Genomic DNA, 13050 nt, shown 5'->3' on the forward strand with positions numbered 1-13050 from the left:
GGCCCCGGCCGAGAGCCGGGCCGACGCCCGGCCCCCCGCCGACGAGCGGCGCGAGAGCCCGCGTGCCCGCGATGAACGCCGGGTGCGTGAGCTCCGCAGCGAGGGCGGCAACGGCCGCAACGGCGGCCGCAACGCCCGGGACGAACGCCGGGGCCGCCGCAACCGCCGCAACCGGGACAACCGCGAAGAGCGCCGGCGTAACCGCGACGCACGGGACACCCGCGACGTGCGCGACACCCGGGACACCCGCGAGGAGCGCCGCCGCCGCATCTATGAGAACCGGCCGGACTACATGGCCACCTATGACCCCAACAAAACCGACCTCGACGGGATGATCCGCAAGGTCGGGGTCCTCGAGGTGCTCCCGGACGGCTACGGCTTCCTCCGCTCCGCCGAATACAACTACCTGCCCAGCCCGGACGACATCTACGTCTCGCCCTCGCAGATCAAGCGCTTCAGCCTCAAGCTCGGCGACACCGTCGACGGGGAAGTGCGCCCCCCCAAGGAAGGCGAGCGCTTCTTTGCCCTCATCCAGGTCAACACGGTCAACGGGCGCACGCCCGCCGAGCTCGAAGAGCGCGCCAGCTTCGACTACCTGACGCCCCTCTACCCCGAAGAGCACCTCAACCTGGAGACCACCGCGAACGAGTACAGCACCCGGATCCTGGACCTGTTCGCCCCCATTGGCAAGGGGCAGCGCGGCCTGATCGTGGCCCAGCCGAAGACCGGCAAGACGATCCTGCTCCAGAAGATCGCCAACGCCATCACGCGCAACCACCCCGAGGTTTACCTGATCATCCTCCTCGTCGACGAGCGGCCGGAGGAGGTGACCGACATGGAGCGCAACGTGCAGGCTGAAGTCATCGCCTCGACGTTCGATCAGGAACCCGAGCGCCACGTCGAAGTGGCCAACATCGTGCTGGAGAAAGCCAAGCGCCTCGTCGAGGCCGGCCAGGACGTGGTCATCCTGCTCGACTCGATCACCCGCCTGGCGCGGGCCCACAACGCCGTCACCCCGACGACGGGCAAGACCCTCTCCGGCGGGATGGAGGCCGGGGCCCTGCGCGGGCCCAAGCGCTTCTTCGGCGCCGCCCGGAACGTCGAGGAAGGCGGCTCGCTGACCATCATCGGCACCGCCCTGATCGACACCGGCAGCCGGATGGACGAGGTCATCTTCGAGGAATTCAAGGGCACCGGCAACATGGAGCTCGTGCTCGACCGCCAGCTGGCCGACCGCCGCATCTTCCCGGCCATCAACATCGTCAAGAGCGGCACCCGCCGCGAAGAGCTGCTCATCCCGGAAGCCAAGCTGCAACGCATCTGGATCCTGCGCAAACTGCTGGCCGACATGGAACCCGTCGAGGCCATGCAGTTCCTGCTCGACAAGATGCGCGGCACCCGGAACAACGACGAGTTCCTCGTGGTGATGAACTCCTGAGCGGCTGCCTTCGAACACGACCCGAGGGGCGTCTCCGGGCGGAGACGCCCCTTTCTTTGGGGGAGCAGGGCGGTTTTGCTATATTCCTCAAGAAACCCTACACGTCCAGACGATGGATCCATCCACCCGGCTTCGTGCCCTTTTGTTCGACCTCGACGGGGTGCTCGTCGACGTCTCGCGCTCCTACCGGCGGGCCATCGAGGAAACCACCTACCACTTCACCGGCCGCAACATCCTTCCCGGCACCATCCAGCGATACAAGAACGCCGGCGGGTTCAACGACGACTGGAAACTCACCCACGCGATCATCTCCGACATCGGGATGCAGGTGTCCTTCAGCCGCGTCGTCGAGGAGTTCCAGCGGCGCTATCTGGGGGACAACTGGAACGGATTCATCACCGAGGAAACCCCGCTGATCGAGACGCACACGCTGGAGGCGCTCGCCGGCACGGGCCGTGTCCTCGGCATCGTCACGGGCCGGCCCGAGGCCGAAGCGACGTGGACGATCAACCGCTTCGGGTGGCGACGCTACTTCCCGTTGCTGGTGCCCATGGAAAAGCAGGAGGGCCGGGGCAAACCCGACCCGTTTCCCCTGCAGTTCGCACTGGCCATGCTCGACGCCGCCGGCCGGCGCATCCAGCCCGAAGAGAGCGTCTATATCGGCGACTCGGTCGACGACATGGTGGCGGCCCGGGCTGCCGGCCTCTGGGCCATCGGCGTCGTGCCGCCGTACCTGGACCGGGAGGCCCATGCCGCCGTGCTCTACGAGCGCGGGGCCCACGTCGTCATCGACGACCTCGCCCGGCTCCCTTCGCTCATCGAAACCTTCGAGGAACGCGTCGCCGCCGGGGCGGCCGCCCGGAAGACCGCCTGAGGCCGGGCCGGTGGATGTGCGGGGCGGCGGTCATCTTTGCCGCCGGCGGCAATCTTTTCTCCCGCCGGCCCGTACGGCCGGGGCCCGTTTTGCCGGATCGTGCCCGTGCAGAGGGCGTATCGCCCGGATGACCGGATTTGGGCACGGGGCTTGTCGTTCCTTCCGTCCGGCACGGCGATCACGCGGCCGGGGACTCGGAGACTTTCGCTGCATGCCCCGCCTCGTGAAGTGTCGCAAGGTTATCCTCCGGTTGGCGAGAAGCCCGGTCCCGTAAGGCCGGGCTTCTTACCTTTTACGGCGCCGCCCGCACCCGGAAAGGCCCGGCCCGGATACCCGAAAGCGCACTTGATTTGTCTCGGGTCGGGGTCATATCTTAAATCGCTGGTGGGAAGCCTTCCGGTGTGCTCCGGCAATTCGCAGGTAGGCGATGGTATCCTCTCTTCCGGGCCGGGGCGCGCTGTTCGTATGCCGTTTGACACCTCGTCGGGTCCGATATGCCGTTTAGAGTGCTGGTAAGGAGAACGGATGAACCGTCTGCCGGGCCCGACGCGTACGTCTTTCACCAGGAGCGCGTCGTGGTCGGGCGGGACCGCGCCAGCGACCTGCACCTGGCCGATCCCAAGCGCATCGTCAGCAAGCAGCACGCGGAGATCGCCAGCAGCGGGGCCACCTTCACCGTGCGGGACCTCGGGAGCAAAAACTTCACGTACCTGAACGGCGAGCGGCTGCAATCGGAGCGGCCCTACGAGGTGCAACCGGGCGATGTCATCCGGATCGGCGACTTCGAGCTCTCGCTCGAAACGGTGGTGGCCCCGGCCGGGGAGCCGGCTCCACCACCCGACTACGACCGGACCGTCTTCGACGTCAGCTTCGTCAACCCGTTTCGGGAGGATGCCCGGCTGCTGGCTGCCACGCTCCGCAGCATCGGCAAGACGTACGCCGAGACCGACGCCGTGCGGCGCGACGAGGCGCTGGTCGAGGCCCTGCGCGAGGTGCTGGCCGAGGACGGCGCGCAGCCGGCCCACGCCGTGATTGCCCGCGCCCTCGGCCGTGAAGCCGCCGCCCCGTCCGTCCCGGCGCCGCCGGTCCGGGCCGCCGAGCCCGTTGAAACGTCGCCCGCCCGGCCTGCGGTGTCCCTGCCGCCCGCCGAGGGCCCGCGCCTGCTCCAGCTGCTCGACGTGCTCCTGCGCGTCGTCTCGCGCTTCATCGGAGCGCCCTGGCAGTTCCGCTACGAGTTCATCGGGCAGACGATCCTGCAGCCGGAGGAGACGGCCTTCCTGTACGAAGGCGACCCGGAGCTGCTGAAACGCCAGGTGCTCGATCCGTCCGTCCCGGAAGAGGTGGCCCGGCAGCGGATGCAACTGCTGGAAGAGGCCGCCGAGGACGTCTCGGTACACCAGATCGCCCTCCTCGACGGGTATAAGGCGGCCGTGCAGGAGGGCGCCCAGCGCCTGCTCGACCCGATCGACCCGGCGCAGATCGAGGCCGAGGTGCGCCAGGAACAGGCCCTCTACCGCCTGCTGCCGCCGCTGGCCAAGGCCGAAGTCCTGCGCCGGCTGCAGGCGCAGCTCCAGCAACTGCGTGCCGAGGACTGGTCGGCCACCGAGCGCCGGACGTATCGCCCGGCCTTCATCAAGGCCTACCTGGCCCGGATGACCTCCCGGCGGCGTGCCAGGGACCCCGAGCGGCGGTAGAACCCCGGCGCAACCCTGAACCGACTCGACCCTCACATGAAACGAAACAACCTGTTGACCGTGCTACGGGTCACCTGCTGGGGACTCGCCCTGGGCCTGCTCGCCGGGTGCGGCGCCACCCGCACCCTGAGCCTGAACGTGGTGGGAACCCCGCAACTCAACAGTGCCGAGACCGGCAACAGCAACGCCGCCGTCGTGCGCATCTACGAACTGACGGGCACGGCCAACTTTCAGTCGGCCACCCTGGAGAGCTTCTGGCGCAACGATACCGAGGCGCTCGGCCAGGAACTCGTTCGCCGGCAGGAACTGCTGCTCTATCCGGACACCGTCGAGCGCATCGAGATCGAGCCGGACCCGGCCACCCGCTATATCGGCGTGGCGGCAGACCTGCGCCGGCCGGCCCGGGAAGGATGGCGGCAGATCATCCCGGTCGAACAGCTCCGGAACCGGACCTTCACGATCGAGATCGGCGCCGACCGCATCGCCATCCTGAACCCGTGACGGCCGAAGCCCGGATGCGGATTTGAATACGTGCTTTCTGATGATATCTTTACGAGGTTACTGCGTTCACCCGGCTGGAGGGGCCGGTCCCGCCTCTGGAGGAAGACAGGGCCGCCGGGTTGAGCGACCGCCTTTTTTTCCACGGGTTAGACCGGACCATCACGTCGCATGCCGCAGGATCGGAGACGGGTGGTGTGGTTCGAGGGGATGACGCTCGACCCACACCATTTCCAGCAGTGGGATCGATACTATCACAGCACGCTCAACGCGCGCGTGCGGGCGCTGGCACGCTACGACTGGGGCCTGACGGCGCTGGAGGTGGACCGTGAACGGCTGGCCAACGGGGAGCTGCGGCTCGTCCGGTGCAGCGGCGTCTTGCCGGACGGCCTCGTCTTCGACGTGCCCGACGACGACGAGCCGCCCGTCCCCCGCAACCTGCAGGACTATTTCCCGGCGACGCAGGAACGGCTCGCCGTCTACCTGGCCACCCCGGTCGAGCGGCACGACGGCGGCAACTTCCTGCTGCAGGACGGCGAGGCCCGGCGCGAGACGCGCTACCGGGCCGAGACGATCTCCGTGCCCGATGAGAACACCGGCGCCGACATACGCCCGGTGGAGGTGGCCCGCTCGACGTTCTCGATCCGCTTCGGCGGAGAACCCCTGCAGGCCTACACGACGGTGCAGGTGGCCGCCGTCCGCCGGAGCCCCGACGGAACGTTCGTGCTCGACGAAACCTTCATCCCGACCTGCCTGACCCTCTCCGCTTCGGAACGCCTGCAGGGACTGACCCGCCGCCTGCTGGAGCTGCTGGTGACCAAGAGCGGCTCGTTGATGGAGCGGCACCGGGGGGCCGCCCGGCAGCGCGAGGTGTCCCCGTCGGACGTGCAGGCCCTCGGGTTGCTGGGGGTCGTCAACGGGTTCATTCCCCTGTTGAACCACTACCACACCCACCCCGAGAGCCATCCGGAAGCCCTCTTCAAGACCCTCCTGGCGCTGGCCGGGCAGCTGACGGCCTACCTGCCCGAGGCCGGCGTCAGCCCCCGCCAGCTCCCCACCTACGACCACGGCAACCTGAGCGATTGCTTCAACCGCCTGGACGAACAACTGCGCGGGATGCTGGGCGGGGCCACCCCCACGGCCAATTACGTGCAGGTACCCCTGCAACGACAACGCGAAAACCTGTATACGGCAACGCTCGACGGAGACCTGCTCCAGAAAGCCCAGTTCTTCCTGGTAGCCCGCAGCCCCGAGGTGCCGGAGGAGAAGCTCGTCCGGGAGTTGCCGGTGATGCTGCGCGTGGCCTCGCCCGAGACGATCGAGGCCGTGCTGCGAAGCTACACGCGGGCCCTCGGCGTCGAGCACACGCACCGCCTGCCCTCGGCCCTGCCCGTCGATGCCCAGGCGAACTACTTCCAGTTGCAAAAGCGCGGGCCGTTCTGGGAGGCCATCACCGAAGAGCGCGCCCTTGCCATCTTCGTTCCGGGCGAGTTCAGCCAGGTCGACATGACGCTCGTGGCCGTCCAGTCGTAGCGACCTGCCCGGTGCGGCCGCCCGGGGCCCAAGTCATCCCGAAGGATCATGCAGGAGAAGCATCATGGCCGTCGCTGAAGCCGCCCCCGGTCTGTTGTTCGACGAGACCCGGAACCGCCGCCTGGCGGAGATCTATGCCCCGTGTTTTACCCTGATCTTGCAGTTGCGGGGAAGCCGGGAGTTTGGCGACGCCGACGTGTTGCGGCGCCGCATCAAGGACCTGTTCGACCAGGCCGAACGCGAGGCGATGCGGGCGGGGATCTCGGGAGAGGAGATCCGTAATGCCCGGTTTGCCCTGGTGGCCTTCATCGACGAGACGGTGCTCTCGTCCGACTGGAGCCAGAAGGATCGCTGGGTGGCCCGGCCCCTGCAGCTCGAGCTCTATGAACGGTATGACGCCGGGGAGGTGTTCTTCGACCGCCTCCAGGAGCTGCTGCAACAGCCGGGGGTGCACGCCGAAGTGCTGGAGGTGTACTACCTGTGCATGACGCTCGGCTTCAAGGGCCGCTATCAGCTGCACGAGCAGGAACGGTTGCGCATCCTGATCGAGGAGTGCTTCGCCGCGCTGAACCGGGCGCCGGGGATGCAGGCCGCGCAACTCGCGCCGCACGGCCGCCCGCGGGGGCAGGTCGCCGCCGAGGTGCGGAGCAAGATCCCCGCCTGGGCCATCGCGGCGGCGGCGGCCGGCCTGGCCCTGCTCATCTACATCGGCATGACCTTCTACGTCTCCGGCGTCGCCGACCGTACCGTTCAGACCATCGAGCAGGTGCCGCACCAGACCCCCCCGTGAGGGCACCCCGCGCCCCTGCTCTCCGCCTAACCTCTCGACCCCATGAAGTGGCTCTTGCACATCCTGAAAAACAAGGCCTTCCTGATCACACTCGGGCTGGTGCTGGCCGCCGCCCTGGTTGTCGCCGTCGGAGCCTGGCTGGGCTGGTCGTGGACGGTCCGTCTCGTCGGCATCATCGGCGTGCTGCTGGTGGGGCTCCTGATCATGATGTTCAACCTCCTGCGGGCCAACCGCGGGGCGGATGAGATCGAGCGCTCGATCAAGCGCCAGGCCGAGCAGCAGCTCCTGAGCACCCGGCCGGACCGGCAGGCCGAGATCCGCGAGCTGCAACAGCAGCTGGAACAGGCCATCGAGCGCCTGAAGCAATCGAAACTGGGCCGGGGCAAACGGGGGCGGGCCGCCCTCTATGCCCTCCCCTGGTACATGTTCATCGGACCCCCGGGGGCCGGCAAGACGACCGCCATCGTCAACTCGGGGATGAACTTCCCGCTGGGGACGGATCGCATCCGGGGCGTCGGCGGCACGCGCAACTGTGACTGGTTCTTCACCGACCAGGCCATTCTGCTGGACACGGCCGGCCGCTACATGACCGAGCAGGACGACACCGAGGAGTGGTTCGCCTTCCTCGACACGCTCAAAACACACCGCACCGAGCGCCCCATCAACGGCGTGCTCGTCGGCATCGGCATCGACGAGCTCCTGCAGGCGCGGCCGGATGAGATCGAGTGGCACGCCGACAACATCCGCCGCCGGGTCGACGAGCTCATCGGCCGGCTCGGCGTGCGCTTCCCGGTCTACCTCGTCTTTACGAAGTGTGACCTGCTCCAGGGCTTCGTCGAGTTCTTCGGCGAGCTCTCCCGGCAGGAACGCGAGCAGATCTGGGGCTGCACCCTGACCGACGAACAGCAGGCCAGCCGGGACCTGCAGGCCGTCTTCGAGCACGAGTTCGACCTGCTCGCCGGCGTGCTGATCAACCGGCGAACGGCCCGGCTCAGCCGGCCGATGAAGCGGGAAGAGCGGCAGAAAGTCTATGCCTTCCCCCTCCAGTTCGCCTCCATGCGGGAGAACCTCGCCCATTTCGTCGGGCGCCTGTTCCAGCCGAATCCGTACCAGGAGAGCCCCATCTTCCGGGGCTTCTATTTCACGAGTGGCACCCAGGAGGGCGTGCCGCTGGACCGGGTCATCCAGAACATCGCCCGGCAGTTCGACCTCACGCCGGCCGCCGAGACGGAAGGCTTCTACAGCGAGCCGGAGACGAAGAGCTACTTCCTCCACGACGTCTTTACCGAAGTGGTGGTGCCGGACCAGTTCATGGCCCGCCGGACCACGAAGGCCACGCGCAAGGGAACGATCCGGCGCCTGGGGGTGACGGCAGCCGCCGCGGTGCTGCTGCTGCTCTTCGTGCTGGGCGCCTCGCAGGCGCTCGTGCGCAGCAAGATCAGCCTGGATCAGGCCCGCGACGTCGCCCACGCGGCGGCCGTCCTCCGCTGGGACGACCGCGCCGCCCTCCCCGACAACCTGACCCGGCTCGACCGGCTCCGCCGGGAGGTCGACCGGCTCGGGCGCACCCAGTTGCTGAGCCTGGGGCTGAGCCGCAACGGGACGGTCCGCGAACCCCTCCAGCGTCTCTACCTGGACCAGCTCCGCACCTTCCTGCAACAGTATGCCGTCAACCCGCTCGAAAACCGGATCCGCACGGCAAGCCGGGCCACCGGCATGGAAGCCACCCGGCGCGAAGCCCTCTATGCCGACCTGAAGGCCTACCTGCTGCTGACCCGCGAGGCCCGCCGGCTCGGCGACCGGGACGAGGGGGATGGCTACCGCAACTTTCTCGTCCGTACCCTGAGCGACCTGGCCCTGTCCGCGCCCGAAGTGCAGCAGATCGCCGCCACGAGCGGCGGGGTGCGGGAGCAGGTGGAGCCCCAGATCCGGGCGTTCGTCTCCGCCCTGCGGGAAGACACGCTGCGGGCCTTCGCCGCCGACGAGCGGCTCATCGAGCAGGCCCGGGCGCGCATCTACGAACCCCCCAGCATCCGGGGCGTCTACGAGCGCCTCCGCCTGGAAGGACGGGACAACCTGCCGGCCTTCACCCTCCGGGACGCCGTGCCCGGCCGGTACCTGGACCTCTTCAGCGGCACCCCCGAGGTCTCCGGCTTCTTCACCAAACAGGGCTGGGAAACCTACGTCGCCGACAGGATCGAGGCGGAGAGCCAGGATCCGGCACGCGACGACTGGGTGATGGGGCGCGATCAAAGCCAGCTCCCGGAAGAGATGCAGAACCGGGATCGCATGGCCCGGCAACTCGCCGAACTCTACTTCAACGACTATGCGACCGAGTGGGAACGGTTCCTCCGCGGCGTCCGGATCCGCCCCTTCTCGAACCTGCGGCAGGCGGCCGGTGCCCTCGACGACCTGAGCGATCCGTTCGAGTCGCCCCTGAGTTACCTGCTCGCCCGCGTGACCGAGCAGACCACGTTCGAAGGCGGCACCCTGGAGCAGCTCCAGCAGCAGGCCGGTGAAAACCTGGGGCGGCGTATCGACCGGCAGGTGCGCCGGTTCCTGGGCTCGGAGACCGGGGTCGGCCAGGACGGCCAGCCCGAGCTCCACCCCGTCGACCGGCGCTTCCGGTGGTTGCATGGCCTCGACGTGATGCGGGCCCAGAGTAACGAGGCGGCGCCCGAGTTCTACCGGGTGTTCGAGCACCTGACCACCGTCAGCGCGCGTCTTTCCGACGTGGCCGGGGATCCGGCCCGGGCGGCTGCGCTGGCCGCCGGCGTGCTGTCGCAGGGGGGCGGGGAGCTGGGGCGGGCCGTCGACGAGATCCGGCGCGCCCTGCGGGCCTTCGATGCGGACGTCCGCACGCAACTCTTCATCCAGCCCGTCCTCTACGCCTGGGGCACCGTGCTGGCTTCGGCCCAGCAACACCTCAACGACCGCTGGCGCGAACAGGTCTACGACCCCTTCCAGCGCGCCTTTGCCGGGCAGTTCCCCTTCGACCGGACGAGCACCGTCGATGCGCCGCTGCTGGACGTCGAGCGCTTCTTCGACCCGGCCGGCGGGCCCGTCGCCGTGTTCGTCGAGCAGGAGCTGAAACCGTTCACCGGGCGGGATCTGGAGCGCCCGCAGACCTGGGAGGGCCAGGGCCTCCGCCTCTCGCCGGCCACCCTGCAGGCCATCCGCCGGGCCCAGCGCATCGGCGAAAACCTCTACAGCGGCGGCAGCATGCGCGTGGCCTTCGAGATGCAGCCGGACGTGCCCGAACGCTCGGGCAATGCCCCCATTCCCGAGCAGGTCTCGATCCGGTTGCTGGGCAAGGAGGACACCTACCGGCTCGGCTCCCCCTTCTGGACCGCCTACCAGTGGCCGGGCGAGCCCGGCGTCATCGTCCGGCTCTCGACGCGGGCCGGGGAACTGCCCCCGAAACGCTATGAAGGCGAATGGGCCCTCTTCCGGCTGCTGCACGAGGCCCAGGTGCGCCGCAAGCCCGGCTCCAGCACCGAGTATGAGGTGCGGATCCCCTTCGAAGAGCCCGGGCAGTACGTCATCACCGCGCGCTACCACCTGCGCACACGCAGCTCGGCCAACCCGTTCGACAACCCGAGCGGCTTCTTCGACTTTCGCCCGCCGGAGCGCCTGAACTGACGGACCGTCTCCCTCGAAGCACAACCCATGCAGACCCTCCCCACGACGATCGCCTATTTCGGGAAGCTCCCCACGCACGGCGACTTCGTGCAGCGCAACGCGGGCGGAGCCGCCCTCCGGGCGCTGGATGCATGGCTCCAGAAGGGGCTCTATGTAGCCCGGCGGCAACTCGGGGCCCGGTTCGAGGCCACCTACGATGCCATGCCTCCCTTCGCGTTCCGCTATCACACCGGCGACGGCCTGCTCGTCGGCGTGATCCATCCCAGCCGCGACCGCGTCGGGCGCCGCTATCCCTTCATGGTCGCCTTCGAGGTGCCGGAGGCGGAGGCCGGGCCCGCACCGGTCCCCGAAACCCCGCTCCGCTATGCGGCCTTCTTCGAACGTGCCGCGCAGCTCGCACGGCGTGCAGCCGGGGGAGACCTGGAACCCGCCCTCCTGGCGCCGGCCGCCGAGCGCTTCGGCGACCTCGTCGACGGCCGGGACGCCCGCCCCGCCCTGGAACGCTTCTACCGGGAGACGCCGCTGCCCACCCTCTGGGAACACCTGTGGGGCCATGCGGACGACTCGCGCAAGTACATCCTCTTCAAGAACCTGCTCGACATCCTCCTGCCGCTGCAACGGACCGTCCCGACCGGCTTCCCGCTGGTCCTGCGCTTCCCCCTCTGTGCCGATGCCGGGCGCCGGCCCTTCGTGGTGAGCTTCTGGACGGACGTATGCCTGCGCCTGGTCGACGGGCCGGCCGCGGGCAGCTCCGCCTGTCCCAGCCTTTTCTGGACGCATCCCGTCTCGCAGGAAACGCCGAACGCCCCGCACCTTCTGTTGACCCTGCGCCCCCCCCGGGCCGGCTCCTTCGCCCTGCTCGTGAATCCGGCGCTGGACGACGACACCCTCTGCGACCTCGAATCCCTCGGGAGCCGGAACGCTGCGCAGGCCGCCCTCGCGATCCCCGCCCGCTATGGCGAACTGCTCGAAGCCGACCACCTGAGCCTGGCGACCTTCCTGGACCGGCTCTGACCATCGAACCCCAAGCCCGCCCCCCGATCATGGCCGAGACCGAAACACAGCAAAACGTTGCCTACGTCACTCCCCTGGTGGGGGAGTTGTTGTTGCCGGTGTCGGAGTCGTCGCCGACGGGCCGGGACGTCAGCTACGAGGACGATTTTCAGGCGTTGAAGGCGGAGGTGGACCTGATCAGCAGCCCGACGGGGGAGGCGGACTTTGAGCGGATCGTGTCGCTGGCGCAGTTGGTCTTGCGCGAGCAGTCGAAGGATCTGGTGACGGCGGGCTACCTGACGGTGGGATTGATGCAGACGCGGGGGGTGGCGGGTCTGGCGGAGGGTTGGTCGGTGGTGCAGGGTCTTCTGGAGCGTTACTGGGAGGGTTTGTATCCGGGGAAGGCGGTTCGTCGTCGGAACGCGTTGCAGTTTTTGTCGGATCGTTCGCGGGAGTATTTGGAGCGGCTGCGGGAACGGAAGCCGTCGGTGGAGGAGCGAGGGGCGTTGGAGGGGGCGTTGCTGGCGGTTCGGTCGGTGCAGGGTTTTGCGATGGAGGCGCTGGGGGATCAGGCGCCGGCCCTGAGCGGGCTGGTGTCGCTGTTGAACGAGCGGCTGCGTCGCCTTCCCGAGCCGGAGCCCGCAGCCGGCGAAGGGCCCGGCCCGGGCGAGACCGAAGGGGCTCCCGCGTCCGATCCTGAGGCCGGGGCCGCCCCGCCCGCCGCTCCCGAACCGGCGACGGCTGCATCCGGCGACGACGCCGGGGCGGACGGCTTCTCCTCGCCCCTGGTGGGGGAGTTGTTGTTGCCGGTGTCGGAGTCGTCGCCGACGGGCCGGGACGTCAGCTACGAGGACGATTTTCAGGCGTTGAAGGCGGAGGTGGACCTGATCAGCAGCCCGACGGGGGAGGCGGACTTTGAGCGGATCGTGTCGCTGGCGCAGTTGGTCTTGCGCGAGCAGTCGAAGGATCTGGTGACGGCGGGCTACCTGACGGTGGGATTGATGCAGACGCGGGGGGTGGCGGGTCTGGCGGAGGGTTGGTCGGTGGTGCAGGGTCTTCTGGAGCGTTACTGGGAGGGTTTGTATCCGGGGAAGGCGGTTCGTCGTCGGAACGCGTTGCAGTTTTTGTCGGATCGTTCGCGGGAGTATTTGGAGCGGCTGCGGGAACGGAAGCCGTCGGTGGAGGAGCGAGGGGCGTTGGAGGGGGCGTTGCTGGCGGTTCGGTCGGTGCAGGGTTTTGCGATGGAGGCGCTGGGGGATCAGGCGCCGGCCCTGAGCGGGCTGGTGTCGCTGTTGAACGAGCGGCTGCGTCGCCTTCCCGAGCCGGAGCCCGCAGCCGGCGAAGGGCCCGGCCCGGGCGAGACCGAAGGGGCTCCCGCGTCCGATCCTGAGGCCGGGGCCGCCCCGCCCGCCGCTCCCGAACCGGCGACGGCTGCATCCGGCGACGACGCCGGGGCGGACGGCTTCTCCTCGCCCCTGGTGGGGGAGTTGTTGTTGCCGGTGTCGGAGTCGTCGCCGACGGGCCGGGACGTCAGCTACGAGGACGATTTTCAGGCGTTGAAGGCGGAGGTGGACCTGATCAGCAGCCC

At 68.7% G+C, this 13050-nt stretch carries 9 protein-coding genes; all 9 read left to right on the forward strand.

The annotated features are described in order from the left end of the window. Positions 1-82 precede the first annotated feature (82 nt). Entirely contained in the window at positions 83-1438 is a 1356-nt protein-coding gene (rho, locus tag GQ464_RS10350) for a transcription termination factor Rho (protein WP_272493472.1), read from the forward strand. A gap of 112 nt (positions 1439-1550) precedes the next feature. Further along, positions 1551-2312 carry an HAD hydrolase-like protein gene (locus GQ464_RS10355; protein WP_166981292.1) on the forward strand — a complete coding sequence of 254 codons (762 nt, stop codon included), beginning with the start codon at positions 1551-1553 and terminating at the stop codon, positions 2310-2312. A gap of 494 nt (positions 2313-2806) precedes the next feature. Continuing rightward, positions 2807-4006, forward strand: coding sequence for an FHA domain-containing protein (locus GQ464_RS10360; protein ID WP_166981295.1), 1200 nt, complete (start codon positions 2807-2809; stop codon positions 4004-4006). 36 nt (positions 4007-4042) lie between these two features. Continuing rightward, entirely contained in the window at positions 4043-4507 is a 465-nt protein-coding gene (tssJ, locus tag GQ464_RS10365; protein ID WP_166981298.1) for a type VI secretion system lipoprotein TssJ, read from the forward strand. Between the two features lie 168 nt (positions 4508-4675). Then, a complete protein-coding gene (tssK, locus tag GQ464_RS10370) occupies positions 4676-6037 on the forward strand; it encodes a type VI secretion system baseplate subunit TssK (RefSeq protein ID WP_166981300.1) in 1362 nt (453 codons plus the stop codon). A gap of 64 nt (positions 6038-6101) precedes the next feature. Further along, positions 6102-6827 carry a type IVB secretion system protein IcmH/DotU gene (icmH, locus tag GQ464_RS10375; RefSeq protein ID WP_166981303.1) on the forward strand — a complete coding sequence of 242 codons (726 nt, stop codon included), beginning with the start codon at positions 6102-6104 and terminating at the stop codon, positions 6825-6827. Between the two features lie 42 nt (positions 6828-6869). Continuing rightward, positions 6870-10469: a type VI secretion system membrane subunit TssM gene (tssM, locus tag GQ464_RS10380; protein ID WP_166981306.1), complete on the forward strand. Its 3600-nt coding sequence runs from the start codon at positions 6870-6872 to the stop codon at positions 10467-10469. Positions 10470-10496: 27 nt separating this feature from the next. Next, complete coding sequence (tagF, locus tag GQ464_RS10385; RefSeq protein ID WP_166981309.1) at positions 10497-11483, forward strand: type VI secretion system-associated protein TagF; 987 nt, start codon at positions 10497-10499, stop codon at positions 11481-11483. A gap of 29 nt (positions 11484-11512) precedes the next feature. After that, positions 11513-13050: type VI secretion system protein TssA (locus tag GQ464_RS10390; protein ID WP_228350190.1), on the forward strand; the 1538-nt coding region annotated here is incomplete at its 3' end.

It is taken from the genome of Rhodocaloribacter litoris (assembly GCF_011682235.2).
Lineage (GTDB): Bacteria > Bacteroidota > Rhodothermia > Rhodothermales > ISCAR-4553 > Rhodocaloribacter > Rhodocaloribacter litoris.